We start from the raw sequence: 15,499 nt of genomic DNA, 5'->3' as shown, positions 1-15,499 counted from the left end.
AATTGGAAAAAACTACGTTAAATGATTATAAACAATTTAACAGGAGGACAAAACTTATGAAGAACAGAAAACTAGAGAAGACACCTATAACAATCATTCTATCGCTAATGATATTATTTGGTGTGTTTACAGCAACATCAAACAATGCATATGCACAGTCAAAAGATATTAATGATGTAAAAGCCATTCAGAAAATAATAACAATCCAGAGAAATAAAGGTGCAAAGGTTAGCGCAAAATTAGATAATAAGAAACAGTACAAATGGAGCAAGAAAACAGGCAGACTGCGAGAAATAAACTGGTACAAAAAAGGACTTAAAGGAAAAATTAATTTTAATAAATTAATAGAATTAAGATACATAAACGTTAAAAGAAATAACCTGAAAAATATTGATATAAATAAACTTAAGAATCTTGACGTATTAATGTGTCAAAAAATAACTTGAATAAGTTAAATATTAAAGGCAATACAAAAATAAGAATTTTGAATTGTTCAAACAATAACATTAAGAAACTAAATGTAATAAATAAGGAAAAGTTATATGGATTATATTGTTCGCATAATTCATTAAAAAAGTTAAAAATTAGTAAAAGCATGAAAAAGCTGTTTGCGTTAGATTGTTCATATAATAAAATAACGAAATTAAATATTAAAGGAGTACGTCTTTTAGAAAATATAGATTGTAGCCATAACAGACATAGATATTGGAAATTTGTTTGAGGATTGGCCGGGAGATTTGTATTGTGATCATAATAATATCTCATCTCTTGATTTAACCGGAATTTTAGAAATGTCAAAGGTAGTATGTGACAAAAAGGTTAAAATGGTTGGCGTTGCTAGTGGAACGAAGGTGGTTAGAAAGTAGAAATTTTACTTATATCATCTAAAAATAAAGGGAGTTGTTTTATGATAGAGAAAAAGATTAAGGGTTATGCAGCACAATTTATTATTTTCTCGATTTTTTATTTGATGATGTTTGGAGTAGGTATCAGTATTATATTTTATAACAAACCAATAGTTGCAATAGTATGGTTTACATTAATATTAACAATCGTATTAACATTTATGTATTATTCATCGACCAGAGTTATTTACAAAGTGGAATATAATGAGAATAATTTGATTTTTTACTCATGTTTAAAGAGGTATAAAACCAATAGGAAAGTAGAATTTCAAGAAAAAACGATTGGCTGTTTTGTTATGTTAAATGGAAGAAAACTGAGATTACCATTTTATACCGGAATACCATCAAAACATACCCAGTATTGGGAAAAGTCAGAAGTAGAATTGGTAAAGAAGTGGATAAATGATTTGTAAAAAGAATGATAGAAAAATACTACAAAGTGGAGAAATAAAAATGAAAATTAAAAGATTATCAATACTTGTGTTGATATTTGCATTGTGCTTATCAGGCTGTGCAAATACAAAAAAAACAAAATATCAATCTGGAAGAGACACTTACCTATCAGTAGGTGACGGACGATTTCAAATGATGAGTAGTTTTGATTACACGATATATGATTTAAAAGAAGATGAGTCTATATTTGATAAAATTACTTTTTATTATGATAATTCTAAAGAGAGTAAATTATATTTAGTTAATGAGAATAATAATTATATGATTATCGATTATAAAAACAATAGCTATAAATCGTATGATAAAAATAATTTATCAAATGAATTGGAAAAAATCTTTGATTCAACAAAGATGATTAAATTACAAAAGATAAATTATGAAACTCTTGGTAGTGATGAACCGGCATTAATAATTGACAATTAGAAGGATTATATTTATCAAATAAACAATTAATTAAGAAGTATAACGGAGATAAGAATGTTAGATTTGTACATAGGCATACATGGTGAAATTACAATAACTATATTTAGAATATTAATTGGAATAATATTACTTATTAGCGAGACAGTCTATTGTGACAACATATTATGGAGTGTTATTTGGTGTGATTTCAATTTATATATCAAATCTTAGGGTATCAGGTATACTGATAGGTGCCATATTAGGACTGCTCGTTAGTTTTGCGCTAATCATTTATAAAGAAACAGAAAATATTAATAATTTTATAGTATTATTTATAACTTTTTATGAAATAACAGAAATCATAGTATATTCTTTTAAATTTGGCTTTTATAAATATGCCCCTAATATTAGGAATTATATGCAGACCATAGAACAATATACTTTAAGTTAGTGGTAGCATTTTATGTTACATTGATTAGTTACATCATTATAAACCACCAAGAGAAAAAAAGAAAAATATTGGAAAATAACAAATTTTTTTGGTTAGGAATATTTTTTATTGTAGGAGCAATTTTTGCTAATACAATACATCCATTAGATGTTCCTGACGAGTGGTAAGATTTGTGTTTAATCTTACTGAATGTGAATTATAGTCGCTACGATTATCTTGTACCTATATGCATTTTATTGGCAATAGCTTTAATAAGAATGAGCTTTAGATTACTAAGAAAAAAGGGAATTTTAGGAGAAAATTTGAAATGAAAAAACGAGTTATAAAAATATTGTGGATAATGGATTTATTGATTTATGTACTTTTTTCATATGTATACCGGACTGATGGCTTAGAGGTACAACTAGCGAAGAAAGGTTCTGATTTACATAGAGTGTATATTGATAATCAGGTAACATATAGCAATTTATATTATAATCCTATTAGTCCAACATTATTAAAAATTGGTTTGGCAGGAATGATCATAACCGCGTTAATTTTTGCTTTTTACGGAACATATATTTCAAGGAGATGGATTCTGAAAAAATATGCAAATAAGACAAAGGGGACTGACTTAAAGGAGAATGATAAAAATAATAAATCTATGAAAGCAAATACACCGTTGCGAAAATTGTTAAGCAATGTAATTTTAGTAGTTATTATTTTGTTTTTATATTTATTTGTTTTACATATAATTCAACGTTTCATTTACATAAATTTTTGTATGCTAGTAGGCGAGTAAAGTTTAATGATTATTTTAAACTAAAGAGAGGGAGAAGTTATGATTGAAAGTTACATTATGAGTGCTTTTAGATATGCACTTGCTTTTTGCATAATGGAAACTGTGCTATAATACAAAAGTATTGTGAATCAAATACGGAGGGGAGTAAAAAATGAAGAAACGTATATTCGGAGCAGCAGTAGTTATAGTGGCAATTGTGTTGATAATCGTTGCCTTTAATTCAAAAAATGATAATCAGAAAGAAACAGTTAAATTTGATAAATTATTAAGTAGTTTATATACTGGCTCCCAGCAATTAAATCTAAATTTCAAGTGTTACAATCCTAATAGAGCTTCATGGAAGAAAAGTAATATTGAATCTGTAAGAGTGGCAGTTGGTTCTGATGAATTTGATGTGAATGTAGATGAGTTGAAACTTGAAGACGAATTAATAGATAACAAATATTACATGGGACATATTACTTTATCAGGAGAATTCGAGACATCAATAGGGGATGATGCAAGGTTAATTGTAAAAAAGAAGGACGACAACGAAGAACATAGCTATGAAATAGGAACATTGGTGTTCATAAATGATGAAAACGAAAATTACAAGGAGTGTAGTTTTGTTAATGCAGAAGCTGTTTTGAAAACTGATAATAATGACAACGTATATAATTACGGCATTATAATAGAGTTAAATACAAATAAAAATATAGAAATAAGTAATGTAAGGTTAGGTTTGGATAATTATGTAGAAGTTGATAATAATTATAAGATTTTTAACCAACAGGATTTTGAAGAAATTCATAGTATGATTGGCGATTCCAAACTTGAGAATAAAATCAAAGATGTTTATAAGAAGAAATTTTATGAAACAATTATCATAGAGGATTTAGGATTAAAACTGCAAAAAGGAAAGAACTATGTATATTTCCCATTAAAATATAAAAAGGGAAACACCTTGAGTTTAGATGAGGCTGTTATTTCAATAAATTATAAATCAAGTGGAGAGAATAAAGAAAAGGTAGTGACTAATTCTGCGACTTTTTATGTAGCAGGTAATTAAAAGAAGAAAATTACATAAACTGTCCATGCCACTTTTTCAGTTGCTTTTAAAGTGTATGAGTAATATAATGAAAAAGATAAAATGGAGGTATATATGGCGGCAAAAACAAAAGTTAAAGAAGTTAAGTTGACTGACGAAGAGAAGTATGCGAAAGCGAAAGAACTGACACAGGCTGTTAATTGTCTGACAAGAGACAAGGAAAGAGCAGAAATTTACGGAACAATAGCTAAGAAATATAGAGAGCTAGGTGACTATGAGGACTCGGCTAAGTTAGCTGAAGAGGCAGAGGTTAAGGCAAAAGAATTTAAGAAAAAGGCTGACGCTAACAAAAAGAATGAAAAGAAACCTGATAATTTTCAGGAAGAAGAGAAGAAGAGTAACGGAGTTGTCCGAAAAATAGTTTTAGGAATTATTCTTGTAGTAATAGTTGTTGGAATTGTAGGAGTAATTTTTTCTCAGACAAAACAGGGAAGATATGTTAGAGCTTCATATTATGAAAAGGTTGGCAATTATGAAAAGTCCTATAAGATGTTCAATAATTTAAAGTCTTACAAGGACAGTCAGGATAGAGCAACTTTAAGCAAATATGAATATGGCATAGATTGCAAAAAGAAAGATGAATACGAAGTTGCAAAGAATACATTGAGAAGTTTGGGAGATTATAAAGATTCCGAAGCTCAGTTGTGCGAATTGGAACTTAACAATATTGATAAGTCTGAGGTTGGCACAAGTGTACTTTTTGGAGAGTATAAGTGGCTTATTCTTGAGAAAAAACAGGGAAGAGCATTTTTGGTTAAGTCAGAACCAATTCCAGGATATGCATACAATGATGAAAATATTAGCGTAACATGGGAAAAGTCATCTCTTAGAAAATTCTTAAATAGTGATTTTATTGATGAAACATTCTCTGAAAGTCAGAAGTCAAAAATATTAGAAACAAGGATTTCAATTCCCCTTAATAGTCAGTCTAAGACAAAGGGTGGAAAGGAAACAACAGATAAGTTGTTCATGCTTAATGCTGAGCAGGCAAACAGATATGAAGAAATCCTAAGTAATTATACAAGAGACTGGTGGCTTATTGATGCGGGTATCAGCGACAATACAGCTCAGTTCGTATCTAACGGCAAGGTCATGGATTATGGTTACGAGGTATCAAGCCAGAATATTAACATTCGTCCGGCAATGTGGATTCAGTATAAGTAAAACAAATAAAAAAGATGTGATAATTCACCGGTTTAATCAGATATATAATCTGAGATTTAAACATTAAAGTGAATTATCACATCTTTATTTTTCGTAATCTATTACGCAGCGTTCACAGGCATTAACGATAATTGTGTTGCCGAATTTGTCGTAGCGTTTGAATTCGTGACCATATGCTTTATGAACATGACCATGCACAAAATATTTTGGTTTATATTTTGTCATAATTTCCTTAAACACACTGAAACCTGTATGCGGCAAATCTTCTCCATCATTAATTCCCTTGGCAGGTGAATGACAAACCAAAATATCAACACCACCTTTCAGGAAAAGCTTACGCTTAAGTTTGGCGTAGCGGCGTCTCATTTGTCTTTCTGTAAACTGGAAAGTTCCCGGACGGTAACGCATTGAACCACCAAGTCCCATTATTCTAATTCCGTTGTAGACAATCAAATCGTCATCAATACACACGCATCCCTCTGGAGGCGTTGAAAGATAACATTCGTCATGATTACCATGTATGTAAAGAACTGGAACGTGAGATAGTGTTACAAGAAATGACAAATACTGTGGAGCCAAATCACCACAAGATATTATCAAATCAATATCTTCTAATTTATCAGGTGAGTAATAATCCCAGTAGTATTTGGATTCCTCGTCTGATATAAATAAAATCTTCATATTAGTCCTCCGAACTTATTTTTAAGAAACCCCATTGTTTCTTTTGGCTATTGATTTACACCTTGCTGCATTGCAACAGGTTTTGCTTCTTCTTCAAGTTCATCAATAACAGGTATCTCACCGATAATATTGTCCGAAAGCCAGTCCATTGTAATAATGTCGTTTGGTGAGAGAGTTTGGTTTTCACCATTTTTTATTGTTTTGTCCTGTGAATAAATAATTCCTGAAAATGGATTAAAATCACCGGAGCGAATTGTTTTTGTTAATAGATTTATTAATTTTTTAATGCCCTCAGGTAACCATGGAGAACTAATTACTTCAATTGCGTTTTCAGCCATGCCCCACCAGTAGTTAATTGCTTTTACATTCTTTGAGTCATCTGCTTTCCATGTACCATTAAGAATGGCTTCTATAAGCTGCTCATAGAATTTTCCCCAGTTATATATTGGAATGGCAAGATTCCAAATACTGTCAGGATATGACATGTATAAACCGTAGTATCTTGTTCCGGCTTCTGGAACAGACAAATCTTTGTCGGAAACGCAGTCAGGCTGTAATTGTTTAATCTGTTCTTCAACGTCAACGTCTTTTAAACAGCTCCAAAGCAGATGAATTTTTGCTCTTGGGTTAGTCATTTTTACACCCTGTGCAAATGAGTTAATATTGGCAATTGTTCCGTATATAGGATAATCGGCAATGTATACAATTTTGTCATGCGATGCCATTGAACCGGCAACTGCACCCATAATGAATTTAGCTTCATGCATTCTTGCGTAGTATGTTCTCATTGAAGTATGAGGGTCATGCAGTGAGCAGTTTAGTATTGTAATTTTTGGATTAGCAATTGCAGCCTTTAAGCTTGCCTGAGAAAAAGTTGGCGATGTTGTAAATATTACATTGCAGCCATTGGCAATGGCATCATCAATTGCCTCTTCAATATTGTGTGAATTAATACTGTCATAGTATACGGTAGTTACATCATCAGGAAAAACTTCGTTAAGGTGCAATCTACCTAACTCATGGGAATAGGTCCATGCACTGGATGCTGAAGTTTTTTCATAAATAAATGCTACCTTCAAATGCTTTGCACCCGGTGTCAAAAGCTTTGTTAAAACAGAAGCTTTTTTGGTTGAAGCAGTCATTCTTAAGTCAACTTCGGTATCTGACATAAGCTCAAACTCAGAGAAATTTGAATTAATTAATTTAGTTAATTCACTGTCTGACATTTCTAAAAGTTCTTTATAGCCATATAGTTGTGTAAACGCTAGGAAAGCATCGCCACAAGTGATTTCCTTAAGATTTTCGCCACCGATTTCATCATATTTGGATTGAAAAGTTAGAAACAGCGAGCGAAAATCTATTCTTTCGTTATGGCTCCAAACTTCTCCAGGCTTTTTGCCTACAACAGTTTGCAATTTTTCAAAACTTCCTAGTTTTGAAAAATATAAGTAATTGATTTCTGACAAACTATAGAAATCAACAAATTCATAATAAAGTTTAACATCATAATCATCTGTTTTTTTCGGTAAAATTCTTGTTACCTGTCCCATTACGGAAACTGCATCGTAGTATTTTAAAACGCTGACACGTTTATTTCCTTCTAAAACATAGAATTTGTTCATGTATTCATAAGCAATAATAGGATCGGTAATTCCTTCTTCCTGTTGGGCTGTGGAAAGTGTCATCCACTTGGAAGCAAACTCGGAATTAGGGTCGAGAATAGGCATAAAGTTGCTGGAAAAAGAATTGCTTCTTCCGGCAGTTTTGGTACCTACCACCTGGGCTAATGGAATCTGAACTAACCCAAGAGATACTTCTCTATAACTTTTGGTTGTATGCAAAATATCATCAAGAACTTCAAGAGTTGGACTTTCTCCAGCCATAAGTTTTGACTGATAGTCTTTTTTCCCAATTTTAGCTGCCTGTACATAATCTGAATAAGACATAGAAACCTTCCTTTCAAATAAAAACAACTCTAAGCATAAGCAAAGAGTTGTCTGGTGTCATGTTAATTAATTTTTTCTGAGATAAACACTTACACTTGTACTTTGGTAATATGCTATAAGTGTAATACTCTTTGTTTTCCACCAATGCTCAGCGGAACCATTTGAATATGTTCTTGCAAATGTATAATTTCCGTATGTACCTGAAATGTTAGAAACTATAGCATCATAAGAATCCTTTGAAAGTTTCCCATACTGTAAACGCACTTCATAAAGCTTACCTTTTTCGTTAAGTACATACTGAAGTAAAGCGTTAGAATCAGTAGGAAGAACTTGTGCACCAAAGTATTCAGGTGGATTCTTCTCGCTGAATTTGTATGTAAGATATGCAACTTTTCCATCTGAAGAAGCTGCGTATGAACCATCCTGAGTACCTTTCTGTTTCTTTTCATAAGAAGAAATAGATTTACGTTTACTGCCAAACTTAACATCAGTTAAATTCTTAATGGATTTACTAATTGTTTCATCCTGTGAACCTTCTGTTGACATTACAGATACTGAATCAGGTGATGAATTGCTGCTGCTAGTATCTTTATTCTTAAGTTTTGGTATAAAAATTATTAGTAATGCAACAACTATAATCATTATTGTAAATATAACGATATATGTTATATTTTTGTTCGTTGTTTGTTTTGTATCGCGCATTTGCCGCCTCCTTAAAGCTAATCTTTACATAATTTTAGCATAAAAGGTCAATAAGTTAAAGGTAAAAAGCAAAAGTATGTTGATAAAAAATAAGAATTTGTTATAATTAAAGGGTAGTACCTATTACTTATAAGTCTCTCCTAAGACTCATAAGTATACTAACATATTTTTCAGTCCGGAACGGTTAATGGCAAGGGGGCCTTAACCGTTCTTTGCTGTTAAAGGGAAAATACAAATGTAGGAGGGCAATATGGAGACAGCTTGGTTGGTAGTAAATGGATATTTAAAAAGTGAAAAGTTTGAAGAAATATATAGTTGGTTAATTGAAGCAGCAAAGGAAAGAAACATTAATTTGAAAAAGTTGCCTAATGACCAGCTTGATTCAATTATTCCGGCAGATCCTGAAAATGTAAACTGGAGAGAAAGACCGGAATTTGTTTTGTTTTGGGATAAGGATGTCAATTTGGCAAGAATGCTTGAAAGAGAAGGCTTCAGGGTATTTAATAATGCAGATGGAATAGAGGCGTGCGATGACAAGGCGCTAACTTTTATCCGCCTAAAAAACAAAAACATAAAAATGCCAAAAACTTTTATTGCACCAATGACATTTGATAAGGAATATAAAGATTATACTTTTTTACTTCAGGTTGAAGGAAGCCTTGGCTATCCTATGGTGATTAAGGAGAACAAAGGTTCTTTTGGTGAACAGGTATATTTGGTAAATAGCTATTATGAAGCAGTTGATAAAATAAAAGAAATCGGGCATCATGAGTTTATCATGCAGGAGTTCATCGAAAGTTCTAAGGGTAAAGATGTTCGAATACACGTTGTAGGTGATGAAATTGTTACGGCAATGGAGCGTGTAAATGAAAATGATTTCCGCGCCAACATAACTAACGGTGGTAAAATGAAAAAGTACACACCAACTAAAGAGCAGGCACAGATGGCTATAGATGTATGCCGTGAACTTAATTTAGATTTTGCAGGTGTGGATATCATGTTTGGAAAAGAGGGAGAACCTGTTCTTTGCGAGGTGAACTCCAATGCTCACTTTAAAAACATATATGACTGCACAGGCGTGAATGTAGCGGAGAGTATTTTAGATTATATTGTTAAAAGTATTAAAGATTAGCATTGAAATTAAATGAGTGGAAAATTGATGCTAAACGTATTAGTAAGCCAAGATTTATATTTGAAGTAAATAAGAAAAAGATTCAATTTATTAATAGAAACTTAAAATTAGTTGATTAATATAGGAGGAAACATTCCAAAAAATGAGCAACATTGGCTGGGTGATTTATTCAAGAGAAGATGCAGAAAAAAATAAAGGTTTTATCAGAATGCTTAAGGAAGATTTCGACCAATATAATGTTGAACTTAAGCTGGTTATTTTAGAAGAAATTGATAAACCAGAGGTGTTTGTAAAGAATGCAAACATTGATTTTGCAATAAACAGAAGCAGAAATTCTTACATTGCAGAACTTCTTGAGAAAAGAGAAATAAGAGTTTTTAATAACAGCATGGTTACAGACATTGCTAATAACAAAGGCAAAAATTACAAATATTTGGAAGGCATAGTTCCTTTTCTACCAATAATTTATCAGGGAGAAGTAATTGGTAGCCATGAAAGCATACAGGATTTTACTTATCCTTATGTAATCAAAAGTTGCTGTGGACATGGTGGAAGTCAGGTGTTTTTAGTACATAATGAAGATGAGAAGAAACAGGCACTTTCTAAGATAAAGGACGAGTATGTTATCCAAAAACTTTGCTCTGACATTGGAAAAGATGTTAGGGTATATGTTATAGGAAACAAAATTGTTAAGGCTGTTTTAAGAACTTCAAAAGAAAGCTTTAAGAGCAATTATAGTCTTGGTGGAAGTGCCCGGGAATATAATTTAAATAATTATGAAATTGCCATGGTTAAGCAGATTTTAAACAAATTCAAAATTGATTATGGTGGAATTGATTTTACATTTCATAATGGAAAGGCTGTGTTTAATGAAATTGAGGACGCAGTGGGAGCAAGAATGCTTTACAGCGTTTGTGACATAGACATTGCTAAGTTATTTGTAGATTATATTATAGGTGAGATATCATAAATAATATTCCAATATGGACACTCGTTAGAGTTAAAAGAAAATAAAAATGGAGATATTAAAATGGAAAAAAGAAACTTTTTTCAAAGGCTGACAGGTCATTTTTTTACAATAACAAGACACAGACATCAGGTAATTAAACATTGTAAAAAAGCTGGTATATTGTGGCAGGGACTTAGACATGACTTGTCTAAATATACGCCAACAGAATTTATTCCGGGAGTTAAGTTTTATACAGGACACAGAAGTCCTAACGAGGGCGAAAGGGAAGTTTTCGGATATTCAAAGGCTTGGATGCACCACAAAGGACGTAATCGTCACCACTTTGAATATTGGGTGGATTACAATATTGAAACCCATAGAAATGAACCGGTGGAAATGCCTTACAATTATGTGGCTGAGATGTATTGCGACAGATTGGCTGCCAGCAAGATATACAATGGCAAGAAATATAAACAGACGGATCCCTTAGACTATTTTAGCAGAAGAAAACCTCACAGAAGCATTAATTTGAAAACAAGGGATGAAATTGAAAAATTGCTTGTTATGACTGCAGAAGCCGGTGAGGACGAGGCATTTAAGTACATTAGAAAGAGACTTAAAGAAGAAAAGAAAATTAAGGGAAAGAATAAAGCAGGACATTAGATAAGTAAATTAAATGCCAGAGAAAGTAAGAAAATATATAAGAAAATAGATCACTGGAGAAGTAAGAAATCAAGTAAACAAAGAAAAAATAAGGAAATAAAACTATGAATAAGAAGAACATACCAATAGTGACAACAATTTTGATAATTATAAATATTGCCGTGTTTCTAGTAATGGAGTTCACAGGCAGCACTGAAAATACTCAGTTTTTATATGAACATGGCGCAATGTACTGGCCGGCTGTTTTGGAAGATGGCCAGTGGTACAGATTGATAACCCATATGTTTGTACATTCAGGTGCCAACCACATAACAAATAATATGTTTATGCTTGGAATATTGGGCTATCAGATTGAAAAAGAATATGGACCAATTAAGTATCTGATTACTTATTTTGTAAGTGGTATAGGTGGCGCGGTATTGTCGGCTTTAATAGAAATGAGTTTAGGAGAAGCTGTTGTTAGCGTAGGTGCTTCAGGCGCAATATTTGGAATATTCGGAGTTATGCTTGTTATGATTTTCAAAAATAGACAAAGAATGGGACAGGTGTCTGCACCACGACTTATTATTTTATTTGTTTTGATGGTATTTGGAAATATGGAAGAAGGTGTGGATGTAATGGCGCATCTTGGCGGAGCATTAATTGGTGTGGCAATGGGATTTTTGCTATATCGCATCAAAGACAGAGGCAGATATTTTAATTTGTAGTAGAAAAAATATTTGGATGCTTTTGACACCCGAATTATATATGATAAAATTATAAAAAAGATTAGGAGGCATAACATGAGTGATTGTATTTTTTGTAAAATAGCAGCAGGAGAAATTCCTAGCACTGCGCTATATGAAGATGACAAGGTAAAGGTGATTTTTGATGCAGGTCCGGCAACATTAGGACATGCTTTGGTTTTACCAAAAACACATGCAGCAAACGTGTTTGAGATTGATGATGAAACACTTGCACATGCTCACATTGTTACAAAGAAAGTGGCAACAGCCCTTAAAGAAGCAACAGGTTGTAAGGGTATCAATATCTTACAGAACAATGGAGAAGTAGCAGGTCAATCAGTGTTCCACTTTCATATTCACATTATTCCAAGATATGATGAGGATGATGCACACATTAAGTGGACACCTGGCACACAGGACACAGAAGGTTTAGAAAAAATTGCCGCAAAGGTTAAAGAAATATTGAAATAGTTATTAATAAAAAAGCCCTATGTTATATTCTGATATGAAGTTAAATTATTGTATGCATATCAGTTTTAACATAGGGCTTATATTTTATTTATATTATTTTATTTGCTCAAATCTTTTATTAAGCCAACAATTTTTTCAACACCACCTGTACCTGATGATTTTGACATTGCTTCAATGTATGTGTCCTTGTTGTCAAAGACTTTATGTACTGTTGAAATCAAATCATCTTTTGTGGCTACATCTTCATCTAGAACTTCACTGAAGCCCTGCTTCTTATAAGAGTTAGCGTTTAATATCTGGTCACCACGACTTGCATTAGCAGATAGTGGAATCAGAATATTAGGCTTGTTTAATGCTGAAATCTCGCAAATGCTGTTGGCACCGGCTCTTGATATAATTATGTCTGCCATTGCAAAGAAATCTTTCATTTCTTCACTGATATATTCAAACTGAGCATAACCTTCTGTACCATTAAGAGATTCATCTACCTTACCTTTTCCACAAAGATGTGCAACCTGAAAATCTTTAAGAAGTTCAGGTAAAGCAGCTCGAACAAGTTTATTTACCTTCTCAGCACCAAGACTGCCACCTGTTACCATAATAACAGGTTTGTTTGCAGTGAAACCACACATATCAAGTGCCGTGATTTTATTTCCTGTAAACAATTCTGCTCTTATAGGTGAGCCTGTGTGAACAGCTTTCTCGCCTAAATACTTAGCAGTTTCAGGGAAATTGTGACAAACTTTTGTTGCCTTCTTTATGGCAAGTTTGTTCGCAAGTCCCGGTGTCATATCTGATTCGTGAATAATTACAGGAACCTTGTATTTGGCAGCTGCAAATACAACAGGAACTGTAACAAAACCACCTTTTGAAAATACAATATCAGGTTTAAATTTTCTGATGATTTTTTTTGCCTGAAAATATCCTTTTAAAACCCTAAATGGATCTGAAAAATTTTTCCAACTGAAATAACGTCTAAGTTTACCGGAAGAAATTCCCTGGTAATCTAAACCGGCATCTTCAACTAATTTAGTTTCCATACCACCTTCAGAACCAATATATTTAATTTCAAAGCCTGCCTCTTTAAGCTGAGGTACAAGGGCAATGTTTGGTGTAACATGTCCTGCTGTTCCACCACCGGTTAAAATAATCTTTTTCATAATATTCACCTAGTTTCCTTGTTCTTTATTATATTTTTTTATTTGTTTTTTGATTTCCTGTGTAGTTTTTCCATTTAAAGTCATGTTCATTAAATCAGTAGCTCGTGCCACAGAATCTTTATCCTGTAAAACAGTTGCAAGATATGTTCCTGTATAAGTACATAAGTCTTTTGAAGGAGTACCGATTACACCAAATGACATAATGTTCCAACCGTCAGAACCACCATCTTTTAATAAATTAATTGATGATGAAATATCCATGTCAGTTGTAAAACTGTTTTCGATAGCATCTAAAATACTATTATAATGAAGCAATGTTGTGCCACTTAATGCCTTTTTCTCGATGGCTTTAAGAACCTTAACCTGGTTTTTGTTTCTTTCCATATCACCATTGCCGAATGAATGACGTTCTCTTGCATAAGTAAGAGCAGTGGCACCATCCATTTTCATGTTACCTTTAGTATAGGTGTATTTCTTACGTTCCTTTGTTTCAGTATCACCGTATGAAGCATAAGTTGTTGTACTGAAAGGTTTATCAACCTTAACTGTAACGCCACCCATTGCATCAATAAGTTTGGCAAAACCTGTAAAGTTAAGCTTTACATAATGATAACGACTGCTTGAAATTTTGAATCCATATAAAGATTTTAATGTGTCCATTAAAGCTTTATTGCCCGGATTCCATGAAACCTCACTTGCCCATTGCCAATCGCTAACAGTAGCAGCAGTTCCGTCTGCTTTTTTAGCTGTACCTTTTCCATATAAACCAACATGTGTTAGTTTGTCATATGAATCAGGGGCAACGCATTTTGCCTTCACCTCTACATAATAATCTCTAGGAGTTGAAATCATTAAAACATTGTGAGTTTTTGGATTTACAACTGCTAAAATATTTGTGTCAGAACGTCCTAATGACTTCCTGTTAAATTCTCCAAAAGTATCATTTGCAGAAACGAAAACTACAAATGGTTTATTATCTAGCTTTTTACCGTTAGTGAATTTAGAAAAATCACGGAAAAGGAAAAAGCATACAAGTGCCAATAAAATAATTACAATAACTGAAATAATCTTCCCAAATGTTTGAGCGTTCTTAGACTTCTGTAATAAGAAGAAAACTAAGCCTAAAAGTACAAGAAGAATAAGTATTGTTACACCAACTATTGTAGGTGTGATAAAAGCAAAGTCTTTAGTAAGGAATAAATAAACATCAGTAATTGACAATGCAAGCTGAATTAGCACTAGAACAATCCCAACGATTTTTCCTGCCTTTGAACCTTTAGTTGGATCTTTAGCCTTTACACTCTTTTTACTACCGGAGTTTGATTTGGCATGATTTGCTGCTGATGTTGTTTCAGAACTATATCCGTAGTAGCCGGTTTTTGTATCTGATGAATTTTGTTTTTTACTCATAAGTACCTCCTAAATTCTTTTATAGAGTAACATTTTAATTTTTAGTAAAAGCTAAATAATCACTTTATTTGAAAAAGTGATTAAAAAACTTTAGCCATATAATTGTTTGTATCTGTTATACGAAATAAAATGCATATTTATTGAGCAAAATATAAATAATTCATTCAAGTATATTCATTAATATTTCATTCAAATTAAAATGCGTTGAAAAACTATCAAAAATTGTTCCTGACAGTCCGCAAAATTCGGTCTAATTATACTACATATTTATAAAAAAACAAAGAGCAACAGTGTATCTTTAACTATTCAGCCAACAGTTCAAAGTCTCAAAGAGCCTTTTCGCTGTGGTGAATCACCGAATGATATATAACTATTCAGCCAACAGCTCAAAGTCTCAAAGAGCCTTTTCGCTGTGGT

The 15,499-nt window shown here is 32.4% G+C and carries 17 protein-coding genes; 12 read left to right on the top strand and 5 right to left on the bottom strand.

Translation table 11 applies throughout. The features are described from left to right. The first annotated feature begins 56 nt into the window (after window positions 1–56). The 7 genes from DWZ69_RS07550 (at window position 57) to DWZ69_RS07515 (ending at window position 5,243) form a co-directional block, all read left to right on the top strand. Entirely contained in the window at window positions 57–446 is a 390-nt protein-coding gene (locus DWZ69_RS07550) for a hypothetical protein (protein WP_117999997.1), read from the top strand. A gap of 267 nt (window positions 447–713) precedes the next feature. After that, window positions 714–866 carry a hypothetical protein gene (locus DWZ69_RS12085; RefSeq protein WP_158561105.1) on the top strand — a complete coding sequence of 51 codons (153 nt, stop codon included), beginning with the start codon at window positions 714–716 and terminating at the stop codon, window positions 864–866. Window positions 867–907: 41 nt separating this feature from the next. Further along, window positions 908–1,318 carry a hypothetical protein gene (locus tag DWZ69_RS07540; protein WP_117999995.1) on the top strand — a complete coding sequence of 137 codons (411 nt, stop codon included), beginning with the start codon at window positions 908–910 and terminating at the stop codon, window positions 1,316–1,318. Between the two features lie 40 nt (window positions 1,319–1,358). Then, window positions 1,359–1,781 carry a hypothetical protein gene (locus DWZ69_RS07535; RefSeq protein ID WP_147364266.1) on the top strand — a complete coding sequence of 141 codons (423 nt, stop codon included), beginning with the start codon at window positions 1,359–1,361 and terminating at the stop codon, window positions 1,779–1,781. 737 nt (window positions 1,782–2,518) lie between these two features. Beyond that, the gene (locus DWZ69_RS07525) at window positions 2,519–2,992 is read left to right on the top strand and encodes a hypothetical protein (protein WP_022165153.1); all 474 of its coding nucleotides are present in this window, start codon (window positions 2,519–2,521) and stop codon (window positions 2,990–2,992) included. Between the two features lie 151 nt (window positions 2,993–3,143). Beyond that, window positions 3,144–4,040: a hypothetical protein gene (locus tag DWZ69_RS07520; protein ID WP_118436598.1), complete on the top strand. Its 897-nt coding sequence runs from the start codon at window positions 3,144–3,146 to the stop codon at window positions 4,038–4,040. Between the two features lie 93 nt (window positions 4,041–4,133). Further along, on the top strand, window positions 4,134–5,243 hold the full coding sequence (locus DWZ69_RS07515) for a DUF6273 domain-containing protein (RefSeq protein WP_118436596.1): 1,110 nt from the start codon (window positions 4,134–4,136) through the stop codon (window positions 5,241–5,243). A gap of 84 nt (window positions 5,244–5,327) precedes the next feature. On the opposite strand, the gene DWZ69_RS07510 is transcribed toward DWZ69_RS07515, so the two are convergent. The 3 genes from DWZ69_RS07510 to DWZ69_RS07500 all read right to left on the bottom strand — a co-directional run bounded on the left by DWZ69_RS07510 (window position 5,328) and on the right by DWZ69_RS07500 (window position 8,572). Beyond that, a complete protein-coding gene (locus DWZ69_RS07510; protein ID WP_117999987.1) occupies window positions 5,328–5,924 on the bottom strand; it encodes a metallophosphoesterase family protein in 597 nt (198 codons plus the stop codon). Between the two features lie 47 nt (window positions 5,925–5,971). Continuing rightward, on the bottom strand, window positions 5,972–7,870 hold the full coding sequence (locus DWZ69_RS07505) for a BMP family ABC transporter substrate-binding protein (protein WP_118436594.1): 1,899 nt from the start codon (window positions 7,868–7,870) through the stop codon (window positions 5,972–5,974). 66 nt (window positions 7,871–7,936) lie between these two features. After that, window positions 7,937–8,572 (bottom strand): hypothetical protein, encoded by a 636-nt coding sequence (locus tag DWZ69_RS07500; RefSeq protein WP_117999985.1) that lies wholly within the window; start codon window positions 8,570–8,572, stop codon window positions 7,937–7,939. Window positions 8,573–8,822: 250 nt separating this feature from the next. On the opposite strand from DWZ69_RS07500, the gene DWZ69_RS07495 reads away from it, so the two are divergent. The 5 genes from DWZ69_RS07495 to DWZ69_RS07475 all read left to right on the top strand — a co-directional run bounded on the left by DWZ69_RS07495 (window position 8,823) and on the right by DWZ69_RS07475 (window position 12,512). Then, complete coding sequence (locus tag DWZ69_RS07495) at window positions 8,823–9,704, top strand: RimK family alpha-L-glutamate ligase (RefSeq protein ID WP_118436592.1); 882 nt, start codon at window positions 8,823–8,825, stop codon at window positions 9,702–9,704. A 142-nt stretch (window positions 9,705–9,846) separates the two neighbouring features. Then, window positions 9,847–10,674, top strand: a complete 828-nt coding sequence (locus DWZ69_RS07490) for an ATP-grasp domain-containing protein (RefSeq protein ID WP_118436590.1) — start codon at window positions 9,847–9,849, stop codon at window positions 10,672–10,674. 60 nt (window positions 10,675–10,734) lie between these two features. Next, window positions 10,735–11,316 (top strand): DUF5662 family protein, encoded by a 582-nt coding sequence (locus DWZ69_RS07485; RefSeq protein ID WP_117999982.1) that lies wholly within the window; start codon window positions 10,735–10,737, stop codon window positions 11,314–11,316. 104 nt (window positions 11,317–11,420) lie between these two features. Continuing rightward, window positions 11,421–12,023, top strand: a complete 603-nt coding sequence (locus DWZ69_RS07480; protein ID WP_022165143.1) for a rhomboid family intramembrane serine protease — start codon at window positions 11,421–11,423, stop codon at window positions 12,021–12,023. 75 nt (window positions 12,024–12,098) lie between these two features. Continuing rightward, a complete protein-coding gene (locus DWZ69_RS07475) occupies window positions 12,099–12,512 on the top strand; it encodes an HIT family protein (protein WP_118436588.1) in 414 nt (137 codons plus the stop codon). A gap of 98 nt (window positions 12,513–12,610) precedes the next feature. Here the strand turns inward: DWZ69_RS07475 and DWZ69_RS07470 are convergent, their stop codons facing one another. Beyond that, window positions 12,611–13,672 carry an undecaprenyldiphospho-muramoylpentapeptide beta-N-acetylglucosaminyltransferase gene (locus tag DWZ69_RS07470; protein ID WP_022165141.1) on the bottom strand — a complete coding sequence of 354 codons (1,062 nt, stop codon included), beginning with the start codon at window positions 13,670–13,672 and terminating at the stop codon, window positions 12,611–12,613. Window positions 13,673–13,681: 9 nt separating this feature from the next. Then, the gene (locus tag DWZ69_RS07465; protein WP_118436586.1) at window positions 13,682–15,082 is read right to left on the bottom strand and encodes an LCP family protein; all 1,401 of its coding nucleotides are present in this window, start codon (window positions 15,080–15,082) and stop codon (window positions 13,682–13,684) included. Window positions 15,083–15,499: the final 417 nt, after the last annotated feature.

This window comes from Eubacterium sp. AF34-35BH (assembly GCF_003477765.1).
GTDB lineage: Bacteria > Bacillota > Clostridia > Lachnospirales > Lachnospiraceae > Eubacterium_G.
The sequence above is the reverse complement of the archived record's forward strand: the minus strand, read 5'-3'. Positions and strand labels throughout refer to the sequence as shown.